Below are 26,560 nucleotides of genomic sequence, written 5' to 3' on the forward strand. Positions count from 1 at the left end.
TGGATCAATGGCCGTTTTTGACGTGTTTTCGTCCTGTTTTCGTGTCCGACAAGTGCGACACAGATCCGGGAGGACGCTGGTTGTGTGACAGAGGGTGTAAGGAGGCACCGGTGAATCCTGGATGGCCCCTTTCTGTGCGTAGTGATGAACCGGCAGAATCTGATGGTCGCGGTGAAACGTCTTGAGCGTAATCGTGGTGCTGCAGGTGTTGACGGGCTGGGTGCAGATGAACATCCGGCGCCGTTCTTGCTGGATCGGCTGATCCAGCAAGCGCTTGCGCAAGTCCTTTCCCCGGTCTTTGATGCGGGGTTTGTGCCGGTCTCGTATGGGTTCCTGCCGGGTAGGAGCGCCCATGATGCTCGGTGTTGGTGCAGGCGACGAAAGTCCTTGAATCAGACCTGAAATTGAGGGTGAACCGGGAGAAATCCGTGATCTATCCGGCAAGTCTCCATGGAATACCGCATTCAACAACTGAACCGCTACGTACGGGGATGGATGGGCTACCTCCGGCACCCTGACTGGACAGATAATGCCGCTATGAAATTTCAAAGCGGCATTATCTGTCCAGTCACGGCGGCGACGGGCTCTGCGGGCACGCGCGGGTCCTCTGTGTGGTGATCGTGAGCGTCAAGTGCTTGGCCATGTTGTTTTTCCCCGGGTTTTCCCGACCCGCAGTGTTCCCCAGGGCACTAACCCAGCCCAAGGACGCATCCTTGAGTGCTTCGATGCCGGCGGAGCTGATTATGCCCGGATCCCCAACCATGACCCTGCACCCCTGCGAGCTCCTGGATTTCGGCGGCAATCGCGATGAACGCGGTCGGCGTCCCTCCCCCAATCTATGATCCAGTTGTTGGACGAAAAGGACGAAAACAAGCCAAACATGGCTAGTTTGACAGAGCGCAATTGGTGGAACAACTGCAACATAGATTGTTAAGACAGCTTGGTGTCCTTCACGGGCAGCCAGAAGAGGATGCTGACCAGCGCGATGGCCGTGGCCATGGCGAAGGCGGGACCGTAGGAGAACGTGTCGACAAGGATGCCTGCTGCGATGGGGCCGACGATGGCGCCCAGGTCAGAGCTCATCTGGAACGTGGCCAGGACCTTGCCGCCTGAGCGCTCATTGCCAATCACGTCAGCCACGGTTGCCTGCTGGGCCGGCCCCATGAGTCCGCTGCCAAGGCCTGCGATGGCTGAGACCACGAAGAACCAGAATTCGTTGCCGGTAAAGCCAAGGACTCCCATGGCAAGGCCGTTGACGCCCAGGCCCGCCAAGATCATGGGTTTGCGGCCCCAGCTGTCCGCAAGCTTGCCGGAGAAGGTCAGGGCGGCCCCTGTTCCGATGGCAAAAACAGCCAGGGAAATGCCGGCCACTTCCGTTCCGGCGCCCAGGGCTGCCGTGGCAAAAAGTGGCACCAGAGCCATCCGGATGCCGAACGCCGACCAGCCATTGGCAAACCCGGAGGTCAGCACGGCCCTGTACGCCGGCAGCGCCAGGGCTGCTCGCAGTGGCAGCGCGGCCTGTTTGCGGGCTGATGCGGTGCGCAGTTGTGCCGGAACTGCCGTCACGGCCGGAAGCTGGGTGGCCACCAGAATCGCCACCAGCACTAACGCTCCCGCATAGACCAGGAACGGCAGTTGCATGCCGAAACCAGCCAACAATCCACCCACCACCGGGCCAGCAATGTTACCCAGCAGGAAGGAGCCCGCGTACAAGCTGGAGATGCGGCCCCGGGCTTGTGGAGGAGCCATCCTGATCAGCAGTCCCATGGCGGCCACGGTGAACATGGTGGAGCCAATGCCGCCCAAGCCTCGGTAGAGCAGGAGTTGCCAATAGTTCTGGGCAAAGGCGCACGCAGCAGAGGACGCGGCAACAATGAGAATACCCAGGATGTAGGTGCGGCGCTCACCCAACCGTTCCACCAGCCAGCCGCTCAACGGGGCGAATGTCAACCGGGTGAAGGCAAAAGCGCTGACCACAACAGCCGCCGCGGTCACACTCACATCAAAGCTCCGCGCAAATTGCGGCAAAACGGGGGCCACAATGCCAAAGCCGATGGCGATGAGGAACGCGGCGGCAATCAGGACCTTGATATCTCGTCCAAGGGTAAACGCGGGTGCATCGGCAGTGTTTCTGGCGCGGGGGCTCTTCGTTGACATCAAGGAAAAGTTTCTCACAACGGGGCGGCAACTGTTTGCTCGCAACCACCGTGAGAGACTGGGGGAGTGAACGAACTTCTCCCCATCATCCTGTCCATTGTTGTTGGGCTCGCCGTCATTGGTGGCCTCATTCCCGTCTTCTTGAAGGCCCGGCGTAGCAGCCAAGACTACTCGGGTCCGCGTGACGCGAACGATCCTGCCCCCCTGGACTCAGACGATGCTGCTGGGGCCACCGACACATTGGTGCAGGAGCGCCCCGAAACTCAGGCTCCGACGTCGGACATTGACGTTGTTGTTGCACCGGAAGAGCCTGCGGCGCCAACGGTGGAGACTCCGCTCCCGGTTGAGGGGCGTTTGGTGAGGCTGCGTGCGCGGCTGGCGAAGTCCAACAATGCTCTGGGCAAGGGGCTTTTGGCGCTCCTGTCCCGGGACACCATCGATGAGGATGTGTGGGAAGAGGTGGAGGAGACGCTGCTGTTGGCAGACGTTGGCACCGATTCCACCATGGAGTTGGTGGACATACTGCGCGAACGCGTGAAGGTTTTGGGTGCCCGAAGCCACGAGCACGTCCAGGCCATGTTGCGCGAGGAACTGATCAAGTTGGTGGATCCCGCCATGGACCGTTCCTTGAACATTGATCGCCACGACGACCGCCCCGCGATTCTGATGGTGGTGGGCGTCAACGGTGTTGGCAAGACCACCACTGTGGGCAAGCTGGCGCGTGTGCTGGTGGCCGAGAACAAGGATGTGCTCCTGGGCGCGGCCGACACGTTCCGTGCTGCAGCCGCTGAGCAGTTGGCCACCTGGGGTGCCCGTGTGGGTGTTCCCACGGTGAAGTCCGACGTCGACGGGGCTGACCCGGCCTCGGTGGCCTTTGAAGCGGTGAAGGCGGGCATCGAGCAGGAAGTCGACGTTGTCATGATCGACACCGCCGGCCGCCTGCAAAACAAGGTTGGCTTGATGGATGAGCTGGGCAAGGTCAAGCGAGTCATTGAAAAGCAGGGAACAGTAGATGAAGTGCTGCTGGTGCTGGATGCCACCACCGGCCAGAATGGCCTCACCCAGGCCAAGGTTTTCGCTGAGGTTGTGAATATCACCGGCATTGTGCTCACCAAGCTCGACGGAACTGCCAAGGGCGGCATCGTGGTGGCCATCCAGAAATCCCTGGGGGTGCCTGTGAAGCTCGTGGGTCTGGGCGAAGGGGCAGATGATTTGGCTCCGTTTGACGCAGAGAGTTTCGTTGACGCGCTGCTCAGCTAAGCCCCAGCAACGTGTCGTGATCGCCACGGTTTAGTCCCCTAAATGACAAATCAGCGTAAAGTGCCCGCCTCGGCGGGCACTTTTCGGGTTACCGCCGGCATGACAAATAATCAGCTGGCATCCTCGCAGTGATGAACAAGCTCGGGGTCGGAAACAGGGTGCAAATCGCCGTCGTAGTCACCAAGGCCCAGGCGAGCTAGTCCCCAACTCCTCCCGGCCAAGCCGCTGGCGCGTCTTGACCGGGCCCCTCGGAGTTGTGGCCCCACCCAACTCTCCCCGGCGGAAACACTGCCGAAACATTGTCGTTGCACGAAGTTAACCCTCACCCCGCAGATGTAACGTGCTGGAAATCATTGGCGCGCCGTGGCGAAACACGCGGGAACCACCATTGTAAGAGTCCAGATTGCACAGCCCCGATGGAGCGGCAGGCAGTAACTCTCGCAATGAAAGGCCAGCAGCCAATGAATACTGGCGATACAGCTTGGGTCCTAATCTCCGCATCTTTGGTGCTGTTGATGACTCCAGGACTAGCATTCTTTTACGGAGGCATGACCCGAGCCAAGGGCGTGCTGAACATGATGATGATGAGCTTTGGCGCCATCGCGGTGGTAGCCGTCATCTGGGTACTCTTTGGCTACTCGGCAACATTCGGCGCTGACGTCGGCGGGGGACTGCTGGGGAACCCGTTCGAGAAGTTGGGCCTGCAAGGGGTCCTCGACACTGGCGACGGGATGCCCCTGGTGGGCACCATCCCGGAAGTTGCCTTTGTTGGCTTCCAGGCAGTGTTCGCCATCATCACTGTTGCTCTCATCACCGGCGCCATTGCCGACCGGGCCAAGTTTGGCGCATGGATGCTCTTCGCAGCCATCTGGGTCACGGTCGTGTACATCCCCGTCGCTCACTGGGTGTTCTCATTCACCGAGGACGCCGACGGCAACCCCACAGGCGGCTGGATCGGCCAAGGCCTCGGCGTCATCGACTTTGCTGGCGGAACAGCGGTGCACATCAACGCAGGTGCTGCCGCTCTGGCCCTGGCATTGATCCTGGGCAAGCGCAAGGGTTTCGGCAAGGATCCCAGCCACCGCCCACACAACCTCCCCTTCGTGATGCTTGGTGCCGGGCTGCTCTGGTTCGGTTGGTTTGGTTTCAACGCCGGCTCCGCCCTGGGCGCCAACGCCGTGGCTGGTTACGCCTGGATCAACACACTGGCCGCTCCTGCCGCAGCAATCCTGGGCTGGCTTTTGGTCGAGAAGATCCGTGACGGACACGCAACCTCGTTGGGTGCCGCATCCGGTGCAGTGGCCGGCTTGGTCGCCGTCACCCCGGCCTGCTCGGCCCTGACACCCGTGTGGTCAATGGTCTTGGGCTTGCTCGCTGGCGCCGTCTGCGCCTTGGCCGTAGGACTGAAATACCGGATGGGTATTGACGATTCACTCGATGTGGTGGGCGTCCACCTGGTGGGCGGCATCATCGGAACCCTGTTCATTGGCTTCGCAGCCGATCCCAACTCGCCGGCAGGTGGCCAGGGACTGTTCTATGGCGGCGGATTTGAGCTTCTGGGCAAGCAAGGCATCGGTGCCCTCGCCGTCATGGTCTACTCGTTCGTGCTTGCCTTCATCATCGGCTGGATCATCAACAAGACCATGGGGTTCCGCATCTCCCACGAGCATGAAGTTGACGGTATTGACGTCTCCGTTCACGCCGAATCCGCTTATGACCTGGGCGGCCGCAACTCAGGCAGCTTCCAACCCCTGCTGGAAAGGCTACCGACGACTTCCGGGTCCAAGGAGTCAAGCACTGAAGAATCGAAGGTTGATGCATGAAACTCATTACAGCGATAATCCGGCCCGAACAGCTCGATGAGGTTCGCAACGCCCTGGAAAGCTATGGCGTTCAGGGATTGACCGTCAGCGGGGCTCACGGCTATGGCCGCCAACGTGGACACACGGAGGTTTACCGCGGGGCTGAGTACACGGTTGATTTGCATCCGAAGATCCGCATTGAAGTCTTGGCCATCGACGATCAGGCCTACGACCTCATGGACATCATCGTTGCCAGCTCCAACACAGGAACCGCAGGGGACGGGAAAGTCTGGATGATCGAAGTGTTTGAGGCGGTCCGTGTGCGCACCGGCGAACGCGGCGTAGCAGCCATCTAACACATTTCGAGGGACGACGGCGGCACCCCAGGTGAGAGAAGAACTCACCTGGGGTGCCGCCGTCGTTCTCCGCCGTTGCGATACGAGACGAAGGTGGTCAGTCGTTGCTGGTGGTCCACTGGGCCGGGCCCAGGCTGCCGGCAGGATAGTCCTCCATCGGAACCGCCCCGGACTTCCATGCAGCAAAGGTTGCTTCCACAATCCGCCAGCATTCCTCGGCAGTGTCCCCGCGCACTGACAGGAGAGGATCGGCGCTCAGAACACCGTCCAACACTTCGCCGTAGGGCAGTAGGGGATCGCTGGCCAACTCGGCTTGCAACTGGACGCGGTCAAGGGTGAACAAGTTCCCGGGCCCGTTGACATCCAGATCCAGCGTCAGCGTTGCGGGGCCGAAACCGATATGCAGGCGGGTGGGTGAGTCCGCGCCCTTGAACCCAACAGGCAAGTGCGGGACGGCTTTGAACGTCACCACGGCCTCCTTGCGGGCACGGCCCAGTGCCTTGCCGGAGCGCAGAATGAAGGGAACATGCGCCCAACGCCAATTGTTCACATACACCTCAACCTCGGCCAGTGTTTCGGTGTCGTTGGCCGGGTCCACGCCGTCTTCGGCGAGATAGTCGGGAACATCACGATCGCCAATGGTGCCACGGGTGTACCGGGCGCGGCGAGAATGCAGGGCCGGTTCGCTGGTGCCGACGGGGCCAACAGTGCTGGCCCGCAGCACCGCGGCAATATTGGATCTGACATCATTTTCGCCCAACGTGGCCGGCGGTTCCATGGCCATGATCGCCATGATTTGCAGCAGGTGGCTTTGAATCATGTCATGGCCGGCACCGGCGTGGTCGTAGTACCGGGCGCGGTTTTCCAAGGTCAGGGGTTCATCGAAAACGATCTCCACTTTTTCAATGTGGTCGCCATTCCAGGAGTGCTCCAAGAGCCTGTTGGCAAAGCGCAGCCCCATAATATTCAGCACGGTTGATTTGCCCAGGAAATGATCCACCCGGTGAATGTGGTCCTCGGGCACCAGCCTGACGAGGGTGGCGTTGAGCTGCTGCGCCGATTCGGTGCTGGAACCAAACGGCTTCTCCATGACCAGCCGAGTGCCGGGAGGCAAATCCTTGTCAACCAAAATCTCGCACGCCTTCTGGCTGACAGCAGGTGGCAGCGCAAAGTACAACGCCACCGGTCCGGCAACATCGTTCAGGAACGCGCCCAGCGCGCCCTTGGCCGTGACATCTAGCTGGTGGTAGCTGCTCGCTGCCTGCACGCGCGCCAACTCTTGAATCCCGGCAGCCGTGGATTCACCGCCCGGGGTCAGGGCGTCAGAAAAACTGCCCGCGAGTCGTTCCTGCCACTGCCCGGGGGGCCAGTCATCGCTACCGGCGCCCACCAGGGACAGCCCGGGGGCCCGCCCCGAGGCAATGAGTCGGGCAACCCCCGGCAGTAGGAGCCTGCCCGTCAGATCGCCCGAGGCGCCCAGAATAACAAGAGTCTTGATCCGCTCACCGACGCCAGCCGCCGTGGCCGGGGACCCGGCGTCGTGCCCGGGGGTTGAGGCGGTGGGGACGTCGCTGATGGTTGAACTGTTTTCTATCACGACCTCAGCATGTCACTGTGCTGCCACAAATTGTGCCCGATGGCCCATTGTGGCGTGGACTTTTCGCCTCCCGCAGCGGCGGTGGTGCCGGAGGTCAACGCGCCGGGAGGGTGTAACGAAGTGGCCCGCTAGTTGGTACCCTTGATAGTTGAGTCCCTCAGGAAAGGGAGTGAGGTGGGAGCCTAGTGCCCTCATCTCGCCGGTCTCATCCTGAATAATGTAATTGCCGCGCCCGTCATGCGCGGCCAGGTCAGATGGCCGGGTCGCGCGGGCGCTGGTTAATCCCTGACGAAAGAAGTACGCGGCGCGTGTTCAACTCCCTATCTGATCGGTTGACAGCAACTTTCAAGAACCTCCGTGGCAAGGGCCGGCTCAGCGAAGCCGACGTCGACGCCACAGTGCGCGAGATCCGTCGCGCCCTGCTGGATGCTGACGTTGCCGTGCCCGTGGTTCGCGAATTCACCTCCAAAGTCCGTGAACGGGCCCTAGGCTCCGAGGTCAATGAGGCGCTGAACCCGGCGCAGCAGATTGTCAAGATTGTCAACGAAGAGTTGGTGACAATCCTTGGTGGCGAAACCCGCCGGATCAATCTGGCCAAGAACCCTCCCACCGTCATCATGTTGGCCGGTCTGCAGGGTGCCGGTAAGACAACCCTGGCCGGAAAGCTGTCCAAGTGGCTCAAGGGCCAGGGGCACAGCCCCCTGCTGGTGGCCGCGGATCTGCAGCGCCCCAACGCCGTCAAGCAGCTCCAGGTCAACGGTGAACGCGCCGGGGTCCCCGTCTTCGCCCCCCACCCGGGTGTGAGCAGCGAATTTGAAAGTGCCACCGGCGATCCCGTAGCTGTTGCCCTGGCCGGTCTGGCCGAGGCGAAGTCCAAGCTGCACGACGTCGTCATTGTGGACACGGCAGGCCGCCTCGGTATTGACGCCGAACTGATGAAGCAGGCCGCGGACATCCGCGCGGCCATCAACCCCGACGAGGTTCTTTTCGTCATTGACGCCATGATCGGCCAGGACGCTGTTGCCACGGCGCAGGCGTTCAACGAAGGTGTCAGTTTCACCGGCGTCGTACTCACCAAGCTCGACGGCGACGCCCGCGGCGGTGCAGCCCTCTCCGTCGCCTCCATCACCGGCAAGCCCGTTATGTTCGCCTCCACCGGTGAGGGCCTTGACGACTTTGAACTGTTCCACCCCGACCGCATGGCCAGCCGCATCCTGGACATGGGTGATGTGCTCACGCTCATTGAGCAGGCGGAAAAGAACTGGGACAAGGGCGAAGCGGAGCGCATGGCGAAGAAATTCGCCGACCAAGAAGACTTCACCCTTGATGACTTCCTGGCCCAGATGCAGCAGATCCGCAAAATGGGCTCCATGAAGAAGATGCTCATGATGATGCCCGGTGCCGCGAACATGCGCCAGCAGCTGGAGAACTTCGACGAGCGCGAAATTGACCGGGTTGAAGCCATTGTCCGCTCCATGACCCCCCATGAGCGGGTTGCCCCGAAGATCGTGAACGGTTCACGCCGCGCCCGCATCGCGAAGGGTTCCGGTGTCCACGTTTCCGAGGTCAACGGACTGCTGGAGCGCTTTGGCCAGGCCCAGAAGATGATGAAGAAGATGGCACAGGGCGGCGGCATCCCCGGCATGCCCGGCATGGCAGGGCCCGGCGGCTTCAGCAGCGCCCGCAAGGGCAAGCAGAGCCCCAAGAAGAAGTCACGCTCCGGCAACCCGGCCAAGGCCGCCGCTGAACTGAAGGCCGCACAGGAAAAGGCCAACGCACCCAAGGCCCTGCCCACAGGGGCAGCCTTTGGCGCCGGTGCCGAAGACTTCGATCCGGCAAACCTTAACCTGCCCAAGGGTTTTGATAAGTTCCTGGGCAAGTAATTTCAGCGGTTCAGGTCGGCGGTGTGGCCGTGCCGCAACGGCCGTCATGGTCCTTGTCAGGGGTATCCGGTAGCCTGCTGCCATGAGTGAAACCCGGATTGTGTTTGTCCACGGCATCGACTGCTTCGGTGCTGGGGCGTGGCCAGCCCAACACCTCCTGGCCGGGCGCTACGACTGTCTGTTTCTCAAACGGACGGGGTTCGACGCGATCGAACCTCCCCGGGCCACAGATTTCGCCGCCGATGCCCAGATTGTGCTCAACGAGCTGGCCTCGGCGGGCATGTGGTTGCGCATTCCCAAGGTGCTGTCTCGGCCATGATGGCCGCTGTGCAACGCCCCGATCTTGTCCACTCCTTGATCTTGATCGAACCGCTGCTGCTCTCGCTGACAGCCGAGCTGCCCGCCACGGCCGCCTATTCTTCTCATCTTGCGGACCTTAGTGCCCGCTCCCACGAGCTCTCCGATGAAGAGTATTTGGCGGAGTTCAATACCCTCATGGCAGTGGTCACGGCCCCCAGTGTTGAGTCTCATGCGCGCGTTGCGGCCAGGGCCCGGCTGCAAGCGCCGTCCACGGATGCCCCGCTGCACATCGTTCCCGGCGTGCCCACCACAGTCATCACCGGCGGCTGGGAGCCCCTGTATGAAGAAGTGGCCGAGTACCTGAGCGCTACGGGCGCCCAACACATTACCCACCGCAGCGGGCACAGGCCACAGGACACCTTTGACGGTGCCGCGTTGATCGAGAAACTCCTTGAGGCAGCGGTTGCCTCGCGACAAGGATAATCACCGACTGGGGGCCAATGTCGGCGCCACGAGTTAGTCTTCTTATATGTTTGAAATACGGCCAGCCGCCTTGAGTGAGTTTGCGCTTCTGCCATCAATAGAGGCGGAAGCGGACACTGTCTTTGAAACGCTGGATCCGCCCATGAGCATTGCGGACTTTCCAGCGCCGGGCACAGCGGCCGATTTCGCCGCAGCCTTCCACATCATGGTTGCCGGCAGGCCCCCCGCGGGATTTGTTCGGCTGGACATTGTGGATGGCATGGCTCACCTGGCGCAGCTGGCCGTCTCACCCGGCTACGGCCGGCAGGGGATAGGCCGCTCACTCGTCTCCGCCGCCAAGGCCTGGGCCCAGGAGGCAGGGTTCCCCGCCATGACGCTCACCACGTTCAAGGAGGTCCCTTTCAACGCGCCCTTCTACGTCAGTTGCGGCTTTGTCGAGTTGCCCTCCGCCGCCTGGGGGGCCGGTCTCCGCGAGCTTATCCACGCCGAGCAGGCACTCGGTTTGGACAGGCTTGGCCAGCGGATCGCCATGCGGGCGCCCCTGAACAGCACCGTGGACTGACGCAGGCAACGGCCGCAGGGGGAGTAGGCGCACACTGCGGAATATTTCCGCCATGGCCGAGGTTTGAAACTATATGACACATCAATTACATCTACAAGACCAGCTTTCCGCCGACCTGAGCATGGGCGTCGTCATGCTCAAGGTGGGGGACATGGCGCTGATGAGCAGCTACTACCAGAAGGCGCTGGGCCTTGATGTTGTGGCCGAGGCCGATGGCGGCCAGTTTCTGGGCCGGGGCACGGTGCCCCTGATTCATTTGGAGCCTGCCGCCGGACTACGGCTGCCGGGGCGCGGGGAAGCAGGGCTCTTCCACACTGCCTTGCTGTTTAACGACCAGGCGTCCCTTGCCGCAACGGTTCTCAGCGCGGCGCAGTACGGCCCGGAAGCCTATGTTGGCAGCGCCAACCACCTTGTCTCGGAAGCGTTTTACTTCACCGACCCCGAGGGCAATGGCGTTGAACTGTATTGGGACAGGCCGCGCGAGGAATGGAGCTGGGCCGGCAGTTCGGTCGTCATGGACTCGCTTCCGCTGCCACCCAACGACTTCCTGGCCACCCACCTGAGTGAAGAGTCGGTGACAAGCCAGCGTCAGGCACCGGCCGTCGTCGGACACGTCCACCTGCAGGTGGGTGACGTGCAAACCGCTGAGAAATTCTATGTGGACACCCTGGGCTTTGAGAAGACGGCAAGCCTCCACGGGCAGGCCCTGTTCGTGTCCGCCGGTGGCTACCACCACCACATGGCCATGAACGTTTGGAACAGCCGCGGCGCCGGCCCACGCAAGGACACGCTGGGCCTGGGTGAGGTGAACATTGCGCTGCCTCACAGCGACGATATCGGTGCGCTGGCACAACGGCTGGCGCAGCAACGCGTCGCCGTGGCCCATGACGGAGCGCAGTTGAGCTTCGAAGACCCATGGCGGAACCGGATTCGCGTTATTGTTGATGCCAGAGCAGCTGTGCGCTAACGCGCCGGCTGCCTCCGGTCCTCAATGCTCCGGAACCTCAACTTGAAAGGCTTATGCGTGGCCAATTACTCAGAGTTCTTCATCGCCGACCACCACCAAGCAGTGGCCCGTGCCAGGGCCCGGATGGCAGGCAAGTCGCCGGCTGTCGACGTCCCCGTGTTGCCGACCCCCGGCCTGAGCGACTTTGAGATTGAAGTGCTGGGTGAATTTGCCGTCAAGGCGGTTCACGCAACCGGTGTTGCTGCCGAGCTGAGTCTTGTGGATATTGAGCTGGACACCCTGTTCGCCGTTCCCGATGCCTTGCTGGAGGTGTTCGCCGAGCTGAACGATCCCGAAGAGCCCGAAGACGTGGTGGAACTGGCCGCCCAATGGGCTGCGGCGGAGGAAATGGAGTCAACCCCCGAGGTCACCGAACCGTTGCTGCGTGCCCTTGCCGCCATGGCCGCGGCAGCCACCGCCGCAGCAGAGGAAAACGCCAAGATGGGCTTGTTCTTTTACTCCGCCGAATGAACCCCAGCCGCCCAGCACCCTGACGTCACCGAGTGCTGACCTTGGCCGCTAGATGCACGGTTACCCGGGCAATTTTGTGGCTAAGGTCAGCATTCGCGGCACCACCTAAGGGCAACACGTAACGGGCAATGCGCACCGAGTGGCACGGGTCAAGAATTATCTGGCATAATGGACAGGTACTCGATCCGCGCGGCCCCTCTCTCCGCGTGACGGTCCTGTCCTTAGAAGTCCGCCGATCGGCCCGCCCCACGGGAGCGTGAAACGGAGTTCGACCCTTTTTCGAACCAGGAGTAACCACAAAAGTGGCTGTAAAGATTCGCCTTAAGCGCTTTGGTAAAATGCGCGCCCCGTACTACCGCATCGTTGTTATGGACTCACACTCAAAGCGTGACGGCCGTGCCATCGAAGAGATCGGCAAGTACCACCCGACCGAGCACCCCTCCTTCATCGAGGTCGACACCGACCGCGCTCAGTACTGGCTCTCCGTCGGTGCTCAGCCGTCTGAGCCTGTTGCCAAGATCCTGAAGATCACCGGTGACTGGCAGAAGTTCAAGGGCCTCAAGGGCGCCGAAGGCACCCTGAAGACGAAGGCTCCCAAGGCAGCTTTCGTTGCACCCGAAGCCAAGAGCGTCGTTATCAAGGAAGCCATCACCAAGAAGGCCAAGAAGGCCGACGCTGATGAGGCACCTGAGAGCACCGAGGCCGAGTAGCTTGTTGGCTGAAGCGCTGGAGCACCTTGTTCGCGGGATTGTTGACTCTCCCGAGGACGTCAAGGTGAGCGTCAAGAACAACCGCCGCGGGGAATCCCTCGAAGTGCGCGTTCATCAAGACGATCTGGGCCGGGTAATTGGCCGTCAGGGCCGCACCGCCCGTGCCTTGCGCACGGTGGTTGCTGCGTTGGCCAATGGCGAACCGGTGCGTGTTGACGTTGTCGACACCGACCGCCGACGCTGACCCGTGTCCCGGAACTTAGCACAGCCCCTGGGCCGTGCGAGTAGTTTTCAGCAGTAAAGCCAAATGTTTGGCCCCGGCACCATATTGGTGTCGGGGCCAAACTTTTTTCCATCAAAACCACGTACTTAGGAGTACTCATGCAGGTTCAGGTTGCCAGGATTGGCAAACCCCACGGCATTCGCGGCGAAGTGACAGCACTTGTCCTCACCGACGCACCCGATTCACGATTCGCCGTCGGCACTGAATTTGTCGTGGAGCCGGCGACGCTGGGCACGTTGACCGTCAAGAGCTCGCGCTGGAACAAGGACATCCTCCTCCTCGGCTTCGAAGGCACCACCACCCGCAACGAGGCGGAGCTGCTGCGTGGCGCCACCTTGTTCTTTGAATCAGATGATGACGAGGACGACGACGCCTGGTACGAACACGAGCTGCTGAACCTTGAGGTTCGGGTCGGCACCGAAAAAGTGGGCAAGGTGATTGGTTTGCGCACCCAGGCGGTGCAGGATTTGCTCCTGGTTCAGGACAACGAAGGCGATGAAGTGTATGTCCCCTTCGTGGATGAGATTGTTCCCGAAGTCAACATTGAGGAAGGCTACGTGCGGCTCACCCCGCCCGCTGGCCTGTTCACCGTGAATAAGGACGCCGCGGAAGGAACGCCCGAATAATGCGCTTTGATGTTGTCAGTATTTTCCCGGAGTACTTAGCGCCCCTGGATCTGAGTTTGATTGGCAAGGCCCGCACCGAGGGGCTCCTGGCACTGTCGGTGCATGACCTGCGTTCCTACACGGCCGATCGGCACCGCACAGTGGATGACACCCCGTACGGGGGCGGCGCCGGCATGGTCATGAAGCCTGAACCCTGGGCGCAGGCGCTCACTGACATTGCGCAGGCATCCCCGGTGCCTAAGGGCGCCAAGCCCACACTCATTGTGCCCTCGCCTGCCGGCGAAGTGTTCACTCAGCAGCTGGCCTATGAGCTCGCTGAGGAGGAGCACCTGGTTTTTGCCTGCGGACGCTATGAGGGTATTGACGAGCGTGTCCTGGAATGGGCGGCCGATCACTACACCGTGCGCCCCGTCAGCCTCGGCGACTACGTGCTCAACGGCGGCGAAGTTGCCGTGTTGGCCATGGTTGAAGCCATTGGCCGGCTCATCCCCGGTGTGGTGGGCAACCCGGAGTCACTCATCGAAGAGTCACATTCCGACGGTTTGTTGGAGTACCCCGTCTACACGAAACCCTCCAGCTGGCGTGAGCGGGACGTGCCCGAAGTGCTGCTCAGTGGCAACCACGGCAAGATCGCCAAATTCCGTAAGGAGCTCCAGCTGCGACGCACTGCCGAACGCCGGCCGGACTTGATTGACGCCCTTGACGTTTCCAACTTCAGCAAGGCGGACAGGAACGTGCTCTGGGACCTGGGTTACGCCGTCGTCGATGGCAAAGCAGCACGCCGCGACGACGCCTAAACGCCGTGGTTTGGGGCAACGGTTTTCAGCTGTGCGATTAGTCTGGCGCCATGGAGTATGGCAAAATAGGTAAATGTGCCTGACTGGGCGCGTTCCTGCCACAGGGGGAGCGTTAGTCAACAGAGCGGCACGCCGGTGATCCATCCTAGGTAACCGGTCCAAAACCTTTTCGATTTCCATGACTGGCCAGCTTGGCCGTCCATGGAATTCGTGACACAAAGTAAATGACCTGTGGCGTTTACCTGGAGTGAGAAAAATGCATCTTCTCGATTCCGTTGACGCAGCCAGCCTGCGCAGCGACATCCCCGCCTTCCGCGCCGGCGACACCCTCAACGTTCACGTGAACATCATTGAAGGTTCCCGCGCACGTGTCCAGGTATTCAAGGGCTTCGTCCTTGGCCGCCAGGGCGACGGCGTTCGCGAAACCTTCACGGTTCGCAAGATCTCCTTCGGCGTCGGTGTAGAGCGTACCTTCCCGGTACACTCCCCGGTTCTGGAAAAGATCGAAGTTGTCACCAAGGGTGACGTCCGCCGCGCCAAGCTGTACTACATGCGTAACCTGCGCGGCAAGGCTGCAAAGATCAAGGAAAAGCGCGATAACCTTCCCACCAAGTAACACCGGGAAACGCACTTTGACTCAAGCGAAACGCCAGTCCAGGAAACTGGGCTGGCGTTTTGTTTCGCTGGCAATCATTGTCATCTTCTTATTCCTGGCGGTTGTGAGGAACACCTGGCTGGATGTTTACTACATCCCTTCGGAATCCATGGAACCGACAATGCTCACAGGCGACCGCGTGCTGGTCTCCAGGCTCGCTTTCGTCAACAGGCCCATTGCGCGCGGCGACGTGGTGGTCTTCGACGGCAGAGGATCGTTTGTGCCACTGAAATCTGGCGCAGGCCCCGTCCTGGACGGTGTTGTTGGTGCCGGGCATTGGTTGGGCCTGGTCCCCAACAACAACATCTACGTGAAACGTGTCCTCGGAGTTGCCGGGGACACGGTGAAATGCTGTTCGGCCAGCGGCCTGCTGGAAATCAACGGTGTGCCCGTGACCGAAAGCTACCTGTATCCCGGAGACGCACCCAGCGCGGTGAAGTTCGACGTGACCGTCCCGCAGGGTAAATTATGGCTTATGGGTGACCATCGAAGCGTTTCCCTCGACTCCCGATCCTTGTTGGGTGCTCCCGGCGGTGGCTTGATCTCCACCCACCGAGTCATTGGATCTCCGATCGCCACAGTCTGGCCGCTGGGCCGCGTTCACGTCCTGACCGGCGACGGCGCAGTCGTGCCGTAGCGCCGCCACGGACCTGCGCCAAGCATTGGCGTGTACGATCATTTTTTGACCTGACCTTGTTAAGGAAATAAACGTTGATGCAACCCAGTGATGCGCAGGAGTCCGGTGGCGAGCAGTCCCCTGAAGGAACTGCCCCGGAGCCTGCTGAAGAGCCGCTGCGCCGAGACCTGCGGGCCCGTCGGGCGAAATCAGAGACCTCCGGCACCGAGGACGGCGGCACCTTGGGCGAACGCGTCGGGCACCGGGCGTGGGCGTGGGGCAAGGAACTGCTCACCATTATTGTCATCGCCGTGGTGCTGTCATTCTTGATCAAGACGTTCTTTTTCCGTGCCTTCTTCATCCCGTCGGGCTCCATGGAGAACACATTGGAGATCCAGGACAGGATCTTTGTGAACTTGTTGGTGCCGGAACCCTTTGGTCTGAAGCGTGGCGACATTGTTGTTTTCAAGGACACCCAAGGCTGGCTGAAGGAAACAGCCACCGATGACAGCCCCGTGGGCTGGATCGGGGAGATCGCCACCTTCATTGGGTTGGCGCCAGATAATTCTCAACAACACCTGGTCAAGCGCGTCATTGGCTTGCCCGGGGACAAGGTTGTCTGCTGCGACGCTGAGGGGAAACTGACCATCAACGGCACAGCCATCACCGAGCCGTACCTCTATCCGGGAGCTGCGCCGTCGGAAGAGACCTTTGAGGTGACGGTCCCCGAGGGGAAGTTGTGGGTCATGGGCGACCACAGAAACAACTCGCAGGACTCCCGCGCTCACCAAAGCATTGACGGCACGGGGTTCGTGCCCATCGACGACGTTGAAGGACGGGCCATCGTCATTGCCTGGCCGTTTTCGCGGTGGGACATCTTGGGCAACTACCCTGACGTGTTCACCGATGTTCCTGAGCCGAAGAGTGCCAGCGTTGCCTTGCAGCAACCGACGGCGGGTCAATAGTGGCTGCTGCGGCACCCACCCTAGACTGGGAACGCGAACTCGCCGCCCAGGGCTACGCGATAGTTGCCGGTTGCGATGAAGTGGGCCGCGGCTCGCTGGCCGGCCCCGTCAGCGTTGGGGTGGTCATCATCCACGCGGGCACCGCCAGTGACCTGCCCGGGGTCAAGGACAGCAAGCTGCTGCGCCCGGCCGTGCGTGAGGCACTGGTGCCGGCCATTGTTGACTGGGCGGCCGCAAGCGCCGTGGGACACGCCAGTGCCCAGGAGATCGACTCCGTCGGTTTGGTGGGCGCCCTGCGTCTGGCCGGGACCCGCGCCATGACCGACGCGGCCGCGACGCTCAGCCCGGACTTTGTGATCCTTGACGGCAATCAAGACTGGCTCTCGGAACCGGTGCAGGGTGGCCTTGACTTGTTCTCCGCCACAGCAGAGCCCGTGGCCCGGCCGTGGCGCACCCAGACCCGCATCAAGGCGGACATGACGTGCTTGTCAGTCGCCGCGGCCAGCGTCCTGGCCAAGGTTGAGCGCGACGGCCTCATGACCGAACTTGCCCAGCAGTTGCCCGGCTTCGGTTGGGAGTCCAATATGGGCTACGGAACAGCCTCCCACCGAGCAGCTATTGCGGCGCAGGGTCCCAGCGACTACCACCGGAAAACCTGGCGCCTCATTTAGCCCCGGCGGCGCGGCTGGTCCCGTTGGGTAAGTGAGGCTCTCGTGATGGATGATGGAAGCATGAGTGCTGAGGATCTGGAAAACTACGAAACCGACATGGAGCTGCAGCTCTACCGCGAATATCGTGACGTGGTAAACCTGTTCAGCTATGTGGTGGAAACTGAACGACGCTTTTACCTGGCAAATCATGTGGACCTGCAGGCCCGCTCCGCCGACGGTGAGGTGTACTTTGACCTGACCTTGCAGGATGCGTGGGTGTGGGATGTGTACAGGACGGCACGCTTTGTGAAGAACGTGCGCGTGATCACCTTCAAGGACGTCAATGTTGAAGAGCTGATCAAGTCCGATGACTTGCAGATCCCCAAGGATGGCCAGCTGGGCCCGCTGGGCTAAACCACCGGCCACCCGGGTGGGCAGACATTAACCAAGGACGACGGCGGAACCCACATTCCGCCGTCGTTCTTTGCCGTGTGAACCAGCAGCATTTACCAGACCACTGGGCCCCAAAGGGGCGACATGATGGAGTTTTCAGTGTGATTTCCATCCCATAAATCCGGGGAGTTATCACGTTTTGGCAAATTATGTCAGTCGCTGCGGGTTGTTACCATGCAGTAATGAGTCGAAACAAAAGTATCGAATCCAAGCCCAAAACCGGAGGCGACCCGACTGCCACCGTCACCGACGAGGTTGATGGGCGAAACCGCATCAACAAAGTAGTCTTTTTTGGGGCAGCCGGCGGCGTATTGGCCATCGCGCTCTGGGCCATCATCGACCAAGACGGTGCCGACCTTGTCATCAGCAACGTCGTGAGCTGGGTCGGGTCCACCTTTGGCTGGTTTTACTCGCTGGTGGTTGTCCTGGTGCTGGCCTTCGTGATTGCCGTTGCCTGCAACAAGGTCGGCAAGACCCGGCTGGGACCAGACCACTCCCGACCCACCTTCAACCTCTTCACCTGGACGGCAATGCTGTTTGCCGCCGGCATTGGGATCGACCTGATGTTTTTCTCGGTCTCCGAGCCGGTAGCCCAATACTTGGCCCCGCCGTCGGGCGATGGAAGCAACGTTGAGGCTGCCCGCCAGGCCATGGCCTGGACACTGTTTCACTACGGCATCCTCGGCTGGGGACTCTACGCGCTCGTTGGCCTGGCCCTGGCCTACTTCGCCTACCGCCACAACCTGCCGTTGAGCATTCGGTCCGCGCTATACCCGATCGTGGGCAAGCGCATTCACGGCGGGCTCGGTGACGCCGTGGACATTGCCGCGGTGCTGGGCACCATATTTGGCATCGCCACATCCCTGGGCATCGGTGTTGCCCAGCTGAACTTTGGCTTGAACTACATGTTCGGCATTCCGGAAAACACCTCGGTGCAAATTGCGCTGATCGCCGTTGCTGTCATCATGGCGACAGTGTCCGTGCTCACCGGAGTCGAAAAGGGCATCCGGCGCCTGTCCGAACTCAACGTCATCTTGTGCATTGTGCTGATGCTGTTCGTGCTCTTTGCCGGGAAGACCCGCTACCTGCTTGACGGGATCATCCTGAACATCGGCGACACCATCTCCCGATTCCCCGGCATGGCCCTTGACACCTTTGCCTACGACCGCCCGGACGCCTGGCTCAACAGTTGGACACTGTTCTTCTGGGCCTGGTGGATCGCCTGGGCACCCTTCGTGGGCTTGTTCCTGGCCCGCATCTCCCGCGGCCGGACCATCCGCCAGTTTGTCGGCGGCGTGCTGGTGGTGCCCTTTGTCTTCATCCTGCTGTGGATCTCAATCTTCGGCAACACCGCCCTGGACCTGGTGCGCAGCGGCAACAGTGCGTTTGGCGAAATGGCCATGAGCAACCCCGAACGCGGCTTTTACCTGATGCTTGACCAATACCCCGGAGCCACCTTGACGGCGGCCGTCGCAACTTTTACCGGCTTGCTGTTTTACGTCACCAGTGCCGACTCCGGTGCACTCGTCATGGCCAACTTCACCTCGCGGCTGAATGACCCCGGCGCCGACGCCGCCAAATGGGTTCGGCTCTTCTGGTCGCTGGCCACCGGCCTGCTGACGCTGTCCATGCTGCTGGTTGGTGGAGTGGCTACGCTGCAAAATGCCACCGTCATCATGGGGCTGCCCTTTTCGGTGGTGCTGTTGTTCATCATGTTGGGCCTGTACAAGGCACTGCGGGTGGAGAACGCGCTGGCCGGAAGTTACCGAGACGGACTCCATGGCGTGTTGTCGTCCAGGGCCGAAGGCACCGGGCATGACAGCCGACGGGGCTGGAAGCAACGGCTGGCCAGTGCAGTCAACTACCCGGGCAAACGGCAGGCACAAAAGTTCATGACTGAGGTCGCCCGGCCAGCCCTGGAGGAGGTGTGTGATGAATTCGCCGCCCAAGGGATCGAGGCCGCCCTGGACTTCGGCACAGTGGAACCGCCCGGCATTGGCACGGCAGACCTGCTGATTCAGCATGGCGATGAGCGGGCCTTCAAATACCAGATCTACCCCGTGCAGCGTGAAGTGCCAACCTACGCCACATCGTCTGCAAAGACCGAGCACTACTACCGGATGGAAGTGTTCTCACTGGAAGGCAGCCACGGCTACGACCTCTTTGGTTGCGGCCGGGAACAGGTCATTGCCGATGTTCTAGACCACTACGAAATACATTTGGCGTTCCTCCACGAAAACGGCGGAACCACCGGAATCAGTAAAATCGCCGAAACCAGCGAAGCCACGACAGACTGGGGAGGCGACTTCGACACTGTCGAGGACGCAACCGTGGCCGTCGCAACCACACCACCGAACGACGAATTGGAGCAGGAGAAATCATGACAGTACAAAACTCTGCCGGACCGGCCAGCACCAGGGCCGCAAGCATGTTCATCGACGGCGCGTGGGCGCCTGCGGCAGCCGGAGGCACCCGTGAGATTACCTGCCCAGCTGACGGTCAGCTCGTGGCCACAGTTTCGGAAGGGACGGCCGAAGACTCCGAACGCGCCATTGCCGCCGCCCGCGCCTCCTTTGACTCGGGTGTGTGGTCTTCCGTCCCGGCACCGCAACGCGGAGATTTCCTGCTCAAGGTTGCCAGCCGGCTCCGGGAGCGAAAGGAAGAATTTGCCCGCGCCGAATCAGCGGACACCGGCAAACGGATCCTCGAAAGCCGGCTGGACATGGACGACATTGCCGCCTGCTTCGACTACTTCGGCCGTTTGTCCGGCCAACAGGCAGGACGGATCGTCGATGCCTCCGACAACAACGTGCTCTCACGCATTGTGTATGAGCCGGTCGGTGTCTGCACCATGATCACACCGTGGAACTACCCGCTGCTGCAGGCGGCCTGGAAGATCGCCCCGGCGCTGGCAGCTGGCTGTTCCTTCGTCCTCAAGCCAGCAGAACTGACCCCGTCCACGGCCATTTTGATGCTCGATGTGCTCGATGAGCTGGGCCTGCCCACCGGCGTCGCCAACCTCGTCACGGGAGCCGGCGCCGCCGTCGGCCCTCCACTGTCGAGCCACCCGGACGTGGACATGGTCTCGTTCACCGGCGGGCTGGTCACCGGGCGCGGCATTGCTGCGTCCGCGGCCGGAACGGTCAAAAAAGTGGCACTGGAACTCGGGGGCAAGAACCCCAACGTCATCTTTGCTGACGCAGACTTTGACGCTGCCCTGGACAACGCCCTCAACGGCGCCTTTGTCCACTCCGGCCAGGTGTGCTCCGCGGGAGCCCGGCTGATTGTGGAGGAATCAATCGCCGAAAACTTCGTCAATGAGCTGGTGCGCCGGGCGGACGGCATCCGCTTGGGCGGGCCCTATGATGAGCTGGCCGAGACCGGCCCGCTGATCTCCGCGGACCACCTGGAGAAGGTCGATGCCTACGTTCGCAAGGGCCGGGAAGAGGGCGCACGAATCCGCTGTGGCGGACGTCCGGCCACGGCTGCCGAGGTAGGTGCTGCCCGTGGGGCGGCGCCGCACGGGCAGGACGCGCCGAAGGCGGACGGGCACTACTACCTGCCCACTGTCATCGACCAGGTCACCTCCGGCATGTCGGTGCTTGTCGATGAGGCGTTCGGACCCACAGTCACCGTCGAAACGTTCACCACTGAGGACCAGGCCGTGGCCCTAGGCAATGACACCATTTACGGTCTCGCCGGGGCAGTCTGGACCCAGGACGCCGGGAAGGCGCAGCGCGTGGCCGGCCGGCTGCGCCACGGCACCATCTGGATCAACGACTTCCACCCCTACCTGCCGCAGGCTGAATGGGGCGGCTTCGGCCAATCCGGTGTGGGCCGCGAACTCGGGCCCACAGGTCTCGGGGAATATCAGGAAGCCAAGCACGTGTACCAAAACCTCGACCCGCAGGTCACCGGTTGGTTTGCCGACCACGACGCCCGCCCCGCACAGGAGGCGAAGTAACACATGACGACCATTGAAGAAGCAGCCAACCGCACCTTTGACTACATCGTCATTGGCGGTGGTTCAGCAGGTGCAGCCGCGGCGGCACGGCTGAGCGAGGACCCCGCCGTCGAAGTGGCACTCGTGGAGGCCGGACCGGACGACCACGGGCTGCCCGAAATCCTCCAGCTTGACCGTTGGATGGAGCTGCTGGAATCCGGACTCGACTGGGACTACCCCATCGAAGAACAAAAGAATGGCAACTCGTTCATGCGCCATGCCCGGGCACGGGTCATGGGCGGCTGTTCCAGCCACAACTCCTGCATAGCCTTTTGGGCGCCGCGGGAAGACCTGGACGACTGGGAATCGGTGCACGGGGCCACCGGCTGGAATGCCGAGATGGGCTACCGTCTTTTCAAGCAGCTCGAAACGAATGACGACGCCGGCGCCGGTGCCCCGCACCACGGTGACAGCGGGCCGGTACATCTCATGAACGTGCCACCGGCGGACCCCTGCGGTGTTGCACTGCTGGATGCCTGTGAACAAGCAGGCATCCCGCGGGCGAAATTCAACGACAATACGACAGTTGTCAACGGCGCGAATTTCTTCCAGATCAACCGCCAGCCGGACGGCACCCGCGCGTCGAGCTCGGTGTCGTACATCCACCCGATCATGGGGCGGAAAAACTTCACCTTGTTGACGGACTTGCGCGCCCGGGAACTGACCTTTGACGAGGTCAACAGGTGCACGGGCGTCAACGTGGTGGACTCGGCGTTCGGCCGCACGCACACGTTGAAGGCCAACCGCGAGGTGATCGTGTCCGCCGGGGCCATCGACACACCGAAATTGCTGATGCTTTCCGGCATTGGCCCGGCAGAGCACCTGCGCGAGCACGGCATTGCGGTCCGGGTGGACTCGCCCGGGGTTGGTGAGAACTTGCAGGACCACCCCGAAGGTGTCATCCAGTGGGATGCGAAGAAACCCATGGTGGAGGAGTCCACCCAGTGGTGGGAGATTGGCATTTTCTCCCCGACCCGCAACGGGCTGGACCGTCCGGATTTGATGATGCATTACGGGTCCGTGCCGTTCGACATGCACACGCTGCGCCAGGGCTACCCGACGACGGAGAACGGCTTTTGCCTGACCCCGAACGTCACGCATGCGAAGTCGCGCGGCACCGTCAGGCTGCGCAGCCGGGACTTCCGCGACAAGCCGAAGGTGGACCCGCGCTACTTCACCGACCCCGAAGGTCACGACATGACAATCATGATCGCCGGCATCCGCCGGGCCCGGGAAATTGTTGCCCAGCCGGCCATGGCCGACTGGGCCGGCACCGAGCTGTACCCCGGGTCGGAGGTGCAAAGCGATGAACAGATCGCCGACTACATCCGCCGCACGCACAACACCGTCTACCACCCGGCCGGCAGTGTCCGCATGGGTGCCGACGACGATGTGCTGGCGCCGGTGGATCCGCAGCTGCGGGTCAAGGGTGTGACCGGATTGCGCGTGGCCGACGGCTCCGTCATGCCGGAGCTCGTGACTGTCAACCCCAACATCACCACCATGATGATCGGCGAACGCTGCGCTGAACTGGTCCGCGCAACGGCCGCCAGCTAAAGCAACCTCCGCCCTGCCAAGGCACGACGTCGGCGCACCGCCCCACCCGGGCGGGGCGCCGACGTCGTGGGTTAACCGTGACATTGTTCCCTCACAGGCGGTGTTGGTAGCCCGGCTGTCCACAATTGGGGGTGGTGAGCTGTTGCGGCGCCTCAAAGTCAGCCACGCTGTCAGTGGAGGCAGTCATGAGGGCTAAAGATGTGTTGGGCCAGGCAGGTGAACGGCTGGCGGCAGATTACTTGGAGGACCGCGGCATACGCGTCATCGACAACAATTGGCGCTGTCCGCGCGGCGAGATTGACCTGGTTGCATTGGACGGGGACGAACTAGTCATCGTAGAAGTTAAAACGCGTCGCTCGCGCCGGTACGGTGATCCCTTGGAAGCCCTGACCCGGACCAAGATCCTGCGCCTGCGCACACTGGCAGTGCTGTGGGCCCGTGAACACCAGTACGTCATGGGCGCTGTGCGGATAGACGCCGTGGGCATCATCATGGATCATTCCACCGCCCCGAGCATTGATCATCTCAAGGGTGTGGCCTGATGAGCATGGGGCGGGCCCTTGCCGTGGCGTTGGTGGGTTTGAACGGGCACGTCATTGAGGTTGAGGCGGACATTGGCCAGACCCTGCCCAACTTTGTTCTGCTTGGACTGCCGGACGCATCTCTCTCCGAAGCCCGTGAGCGCATTCGTTCGGCAGCGCAAAACTCGGGCATCCCGCTGAGCCGGCGCAAGATCACAGTGAATCTGGTGCCAGCATCCTTGCCCAAGAAGGGCTCCGGCTTTGATCTGGGCATTGTCATGGCAGCACTTAACGCCGCCGGGGACGTCAGGGGCACGGCGGGCACAGTCTTTATCTCCGAACTGGGGCTCGATGGCAGGCTGCGCGCCGTCCGGGGCGTGCTGCCGGCTGTTCTTGCTGCGCTCAACGCCGGGTACACGCACTTTGTGGTGGCGGCAGAGAATCTGGCCGAGGCCCGCCTGGTCAAAGGGGCCCAGGTGCGCGGCTACAGTTGTTTGGCGCAGGTGGCGCTGGACTTTGACGCCGATCCCAAGGCGTTGGTGATGGTTGACGGGGCAGAACTGCACAGTGCCAAAAACAGAACACCGGCGGACCGTGCCGATGCCGGGCATCCTCGTGCTGACCTGTCGGATGTGGCCGGCCAGCCCGTGGCCAGGCTTGCCCTGGAGATCGCTGCCGCCGGTGGCCACCACCTGATGATGGTTGGCCCGCCGGGTTCGGGAAAGACCATGTTGGCGGAGCGGTTGCCGGGGCTGCTGCCCGATCTCAGTGATGCCGAAGCCATGGAAGTAACGGCCATTCATTCCCTGGAATACAGGCGGTCCTCCCTGGCACAGTTGCTCCGGCGCCCACCCTATGAGCGCCCGCACCATTCTGCCAGTACGGCGGCCATCATTGGTGGTGGCAGCGGTGTCCCGCGGCCAGGGGCAGCATCACGGGCCCATCGGGGCGTGCTGTTTTTGGACGAGGCACCCGAGTTCGACAAACGGGTGCTCGACGCACTGCGCCAACCCCTGGAGAGCGGTGAACTGGTGCTGCACCGTGCGGCTGGCACAGCAGCCTACCCGGCCCGCTTCCAACTCGTCCTGGCCGCAAACCCTTGCCCGTGCGGGAAAGCCACCGGCAAAGGGATCAACTGTGAATGCACCCCGATGGCCCGCAGGCGCTATTTTGGCCGGCTGTCGGGCCCACTGTTGGACCGGGTGGACATTCAGTTGCACGTCAACAAGGTCCGGTTGGAGCAATTGGCTGATTCGGGCCAGCGCGAATCAACGGCCCAAGTGGCGCATCGGGTGCTGTTGGCCAGGGACGCTGCCCGGGCGCGCCTGAAACCCTGGGGGCTGAACCACAATGCCGATCTCACCGGAACAGTACTGCGTGGCCCCCTACGGTTGAACGGTCACGACACAGCCTTGCTGGACAGGGCCATGGCCACGGGGGTGCTGAGCGTGCGCGGCTATGACCGTGTGCTGCGCCTGGCCTGGACGGTGGCCGATCTGCAGGGCCGTGACCGCCCCGGTAGCGACGAAGTGGGGTTGGCGCTGACATTGCGGCAACGAGGAGAAGGACTATGAGCAGCGGTGAAATCCATTGGGGCGGTGCGGGATTGCGCGTTGCCCGGGCCGCCCTGACACGCCTGATGGAACCATCGGATCTGCCCGGGTTGGCGTTGATTTGTGCCTTGGGACCGGAGGAGGCCCTTGCCTTCATTGCTGGCACGGACGTCTCCCACGCCGGCGTGGAACGCCAGGTCACCGAGATACTTGGTGCGGCCGGCACCCAGCGGTGGGCGGGGCTGTCTGAGACGCTGGGGCGTTGGCGGCCGCGGCTGGCTGATGTTGCGCCCGAGCGGGATCTTGCCACGGTTGCCAGACTGGGAGGTGGGCTGCTGATTCCCGAGGACGCGTCATGGCCACGAGCCCTTGACGACTTGGAACTGGGGGCACCCATTGCGCTGTGGTGCCGGGGCACGTTCGATCACATTCCGGAGCAGTCCCGGTGCATAGCTGTTGTGGGCTCGCGTGACAACACCAGCTACGGGGCCAACGTGAGCGTGGAAATTGCCGGCTCGCTGGTCCAGCGCGGTTACACGGTGATGAGCGGGGGAGCCTACGGGATAGACGCCCACGCCCACCGTGGCGCCCTGGGCGCGGCCGCGACCATGCCTGCGGTGTTGGCCGGCCACCCCACCGGTGCCGAGATGACGGGGCCGCCCACTCTTGCCGTCATGGCCGGGGGAGTGGACAGGTTCTATCCAACAGGCAATGAGGACTTGCTGCGGACCATCGCCGAACGCGGCCTCATCGTGGCTGAAGTTCCGCCCGGCACCAACCCCACCCGGTACAGATTTCTGCAGCGAAACCGGCTGATAGCGGCGCTGTGCGCCGTGACGGTTGTGGTGGAGGCGCGCTGGAGATCGGGAGCTCTCAATACTGCTCATCACGCCGAGGCGTTGAGCCGGCCGGTGGGAGCAGTTCCCGGGTCAGTGTATTCGGCCAATTCCGCTGGTTGCCATCGATTGTTGCGGGAAGGCTCGGCGGTGTGCGTGACGGATGCGGGCGACATCGCCGAACTGGCCGGGGCCATGGGTGAGAACCTGGCGCCCGAACCCCAGACCCAGGCGGCCCTATACGACGGGTTGGGCACCTCGGACCTGCTGCTCCTGGATGCGCTTCCCCTGCGCACGGCCACAACAGTGGAGAAATTGTGCGTGGTTGCCGGACTGAGTGCGGCAACCGTGCTGGCCGGATTGGGGAGATTGGAGGCCCTGGGATTGGCCGTGGGCGTGGCTGGTGGCTGGAAACGCAGCGCCCAGTAGTGTCCTCCGCCAGCGGCCTGCCCAGGAAG

The 26,560-nt window shown here is 62.2% G+C and carries 27 protein-coding genes; 25 read left to right on the plus strand and 2 right to left on the minus strand.

Translation table 11 applies throughout. The annotated features are described in order from the left end of the window. Positions 1-450 precede the first annotated feature (450 nt). The gene (locus ACX80E_RS01785) at positions 451-618 is read left to right on the plus strand and encodes a hypothetical protein (protein ID WP_459299944.1); all 168 of its coding nucleotides are present in this window, start codon (positions 451-453) and stop codon (positions 616-618) included. A gap of 312 nt (positions 619-930) precedes the next feature. Here the strand turns inward: ACX80E_RS01785 and ACX80E_RS01790 are convergent, their stop codons facing one another. Then, positions 931-2,157 (minus strand): MFS transporter, encoded by a 1,227-nt coding sequence (locus ACX80E_RS01790; RefSeq protein WP_459299946.1) that lies wholly within the window; start codon positions 2,155-2,157, stop codon positions 931-933. 66 nt (positions 2,158-2,223) lie between these two features. On the opposite strand from ACX80E_RS01790, the gene ftsY reads away from it, so the two are divergent. The 3 genes from ftsY (at position 2,224) to ACX80E_RS01805 (ending at position 5,575) form a co-directional block, all read left to right on the plus strand. Then, positions 2,224-3,417, plus strand: coding sequence for a signal recognition particle-docking protein FtsY (gene ftsY, locus ACX80E_RS01795; RefSeq protein WP_459299947.1), 1,194 nt, complete (start codon positions 2,224-2,226; stop codon positions 3,415-3,417). A gap of 461 nt (positions 3,418-3,878) precedes the next feature. After that, positions 3,879-5,240 (plus strand): ammonium transporter, encoded by a 1,362-nt coding sequence (locus ACX80E_RS01800; protein WP_459299949.1) that lies wholly within the window; start codon positions 3,879-3,881, stop codon positions 5,238-5,240. After that, positions 5,237-5,575, plus strand: a complete 339-nt coding sequence (locus ACX80E_RS01805) for a P-II family nitrogen regulator (RefSeq protein WP_459299951.1) — start codon at positions 5,237-5,239, stop codon at positions 5,573-5,575. The genes ACX80E_RS01800 and ACX80E_RS01805 overlap by 4 nt, the downstream gene beginning before the upstream one ends. Before the next feature lie 97 nt (positions 5,576-5,672). Here the strand turns inward: ACX80E_RS01805 and ACX80E_RS01810 are convergent, their stop codons facing one another. Further along, complete coding sequence (locus tag ACX80E_RS01810) at positions 5,673-7,073, minus strand: glucose-6-phosphate dehydrogenase (RefSeq protein ID WP_459300070.1); 1,401 nt, start codon at positions 7,071-7,073, stop codon at positions 5,673-5,675. 407 nt (positions 7,074-7,480) lie between these two features. Here ACX80E_RS01810 and ffh point away from each other — a divergent pair, with 407 nt between their 5' ends. From ffh to ACX80E_RS01915, 21 genes are all read left to right on the plus strand, one after another. Beyond that, on the plus strand, positions 7,481-9,055 hold the full coding sequence (ffh, locus tag ACX80E_RS01815; RefSeq protein ID WP_459299953.1) for a signal recognition particle protein: 1,575 nt from the start codon (positions 7,481-7,483) through the stop codon (positions 9,053-9,055). Positions 9,056-9,137: 82 nt separating this feature from the next. Continuing rightward, positions 9,138-9,374: a hypothetical protein gene (locus ACX80E_RS01820; RefSeq protein WP_459299955.1), complete on the plus strand. Its 237-nt coding sequence runs from the start codon at positions 9,138-9,140 to the stop codon at positions 9,372-9,374. Further along, positions 9,371-9,838, plus strand: a complete 468-nt coding sequence (locus ACX80E_RS01825) for a hypothetical protein (protein ID WP_459299957.1) — start codon at positions 9,371-9,373, stop codon at positions 9,836-9,838. The genes ACX80E_RS01820 and ACX80E_RS01825 overlap by 4 nt, the downstream gene beginning before the upstream one ends. Before the next feature lie 46 nt (positions 9,839-9,884). Then, positions 9,885-10,400: a GNAT family N-acetyltransferase gene (locus ACX80E_RS01830; RefSeq protein ID WP_459299959.1), complete on the plus strand. Its 516-nt coding sequence runs from the start codon at positions 9,885-9,887 to the stop codon at positions 10,398-10,400. Between the two features lie 73 nt (positions 10,401-10,473). After that, positions 10,474-11,367 (plus strand): VOC family protein, encoded by an 894-nt coding sequence (locus ACX80E_RS01835; protein WP_459299963.1) that lies wholly within the window; start codon positions 10,474-10,476, stop codon positions 11,365-11,367. 57 nt (positions 11,368-11,424) lie between these two features. After that, positions 11,425-11,877 (plus strand): hypothetical protein, encoded by a 453-nt coding sequence (locus ACX80E_RS01840; protein ID WP_459299965.1) that lies wholly within the window; start codon positions 11,425-11,427, stop codon positions 11,875-11,877. 302 nt (positions 11,878-12,179) lie between these two features. Next, positions 12,180-12,587, plus strand: a complete 408-nt coding sequence (gene rpsP, locus ACX80E_RS01845) for a 30S ribosomal protein S16 (protein ID WP_459299966.1) — start codon at positions 12,180-12,182, stop codon at positions 12,585-12,587. A gap of 1 nt (position 12,588) precedes the next feature. Next, on the plus strand, positions 12,589-12,831 hold the full coding sequence (locus ACX80E_RS01850) for an RNA-binding protein (protein ID WP_026555249.1): 243 nt from the start codon (positions 12,589-12,591) through the stop codon (positions 12,829-12,831). Between the two features lie 137 nt (positions 12,832-12,968). Beyond that, positions 12,969-13,496 (plus strand): ribosome maturation factor RimM, encoded by a 528-nt coding sequence (rimM, locus tag ACX80E_RS01855; protein ID WP_459299969.1) that lies wholly within the window; start codon positions 12,969-12,971, stop codon positions 13,494-13,496. Then, positions 13,496-14,293 (plus strand): tRNA (guanosine(37)-N1)-methyltransferase TrmD, encoded by a 798-nt coding sequence (trmD, locus tag ACX80E_RS01860; RefSeq protein ID WP_459299971.1) that lies wholly within the window; start codon positions 13,496-13,498, stop codon positions 14,291-14,293. The genes rimM and trmD overlap by 1 nt, the downstream gene beginning before the upstream one ends. Before the next feature lie 256 nt (positions 14,294-14,549). Next, the gene (gene rplS / locus ACX80E_RS01865) at positions 14,550-14,909 is read left to right on the plus strand and encodes a 50S ribosomal protein L19 (protein WP_459299973.1); all 360 of its coding nucleotides are present in this window, start codon (positions 14,550-14,552) and stop codon (positions 14,907-14,909) included. A 16-nt stretch (positions 14,910-14,925) separates the two neighbouring features. Then, a complete protein-coding gene (lepB, locus tag ACX80E_RS01870) occupies positions 14,926-15,585 on the plus strand; it encodes a signal peptidase I (protein WP_459299975.1) in 660 nt (219 codons plus the stop codon). Between the two features lie 77 nt (positions 15,586-15,662). Next, positions 15,663-16,529, plus strand: coding sequence for a signal peptidase I (gene lepB, locus ACX80E_RS01875; RefSeq protein WP_459299977.1), 867 nt, complete (start codon positions 15,663-15,665; stop codon positions 16,527-16,529). Beyond that, positions 16,529-17,200, plus strand: coding sequence for a ribonuclease HII (locus tag ACX80E_RS01880; RefSeq protein WP_459299979.1), 672 nt, complete (start codon positions 16,529-16,531; stop codon positions 17,198-17,200). Before lepB (ACX80E_RS01875) ends, ACX80E_RS01880 begins: the two co-directional genes overlap by 1 nt. A 60-nt stretch (positions 17,201-17,260) precedes the next feature. Next, positions 17,261-17,593: a DUF2469 domain-containing protein gene (locus tag ACX80E_RS01885; RefSeq protein ID WP_044571173.1), complete on the plus strand. Its 333-nt coding sequence runs from the start codon at positions 17,261-17,263 to the stop codon at positions 17,591-17,593. Positions 17,594-17,814: 221 nt separating this feature from the next. Beyond that, positions 17,815-20,016 carry a choline BCCT transporter BetT gene (gene betT / locus ACX80E_RS01890; RefSeq protein ID WP_459299981.1) on the plus strand — a complete coding sequence of 734 codons (2,202 nt, stop codon included), beginning with the start codon at positions 17,815-17,817 and terminating at the stop codon, positions 20,014-20,016. Beyond that, the gene (locus tag ACX80E_RS01895; protein WP_459299983.1) at positions 20,013-21,596 is read left to right on the plus strand and encodes an aldehyde dehydrogenase family protein; all 1,584 of its coding nucleotides are present in this window, start codon (positions 20,013-20,015) and stop codon (positions 21,594-21,596) included. Before betT ends, ACX80E_RS01895 begins: the two co-directional genes overlap by 4 nt. 3 nt (positions 21,597-21,599) lie before the next feature. Beyond that, positions 21,600-23,192, plus strand: coding sequence for a GMC family oxidoreductase (locus ACX80E_RS01900; protein ID WP_459299985.1), 1,593 nt, complete (start codon positions 21,600-21,602; stop codon positions 23,190-23,192). A 185-nt stretch (positions 23,193-23,377) separates the two neighbouring features. Further along, a complete protein-coding gene (locus tag ACX80E_RS01905; RefSeq protein WP_459299987.1) occupies positions 23,378-23,734 on the plus strand; it encodes a YraN family protein in 357 nt (118 codons plus the stop codon). Beyond that, positions 23,734-25,287: a YifB family Mg chelatase-like AAA ATPase gene (locus ACX80E_RS01910; protein ID WP_459299989.1), complete on the plus strand. Its 1,554-nt coding sequence runs from the start codon at positions 23,734-23,736 to the stop codon at positions 25,285-25,287. Before ACX80E_RS01905 ends, ACX80E_RS01910 begins: the two co-directional genes overlap by 1 nt. Then, the gene (locus tag ACX80E_RS01915) at positions 25,284-26,531 is read left to right on the plus strand and encodes a DNA-processing protein DprA (RefSeq protein WP_459299991.1); all 1,248 of its coding nucleotides are present in this window, start codon (positions 25,284-25,286) and stop codon (positions 26,529-26,531) included. The genes ACX80E_RS01910 and ACX80E_RS01915 overlap by 4 nt, the downstream gene beginning before the upstream one ends. Positions 26,532-26,560 lie beyond the last annotated feature (29 nt).

The sequence above is a fragment of the Arthrobacter sp. TMN-49 genome, assembly GCF_054511095.1.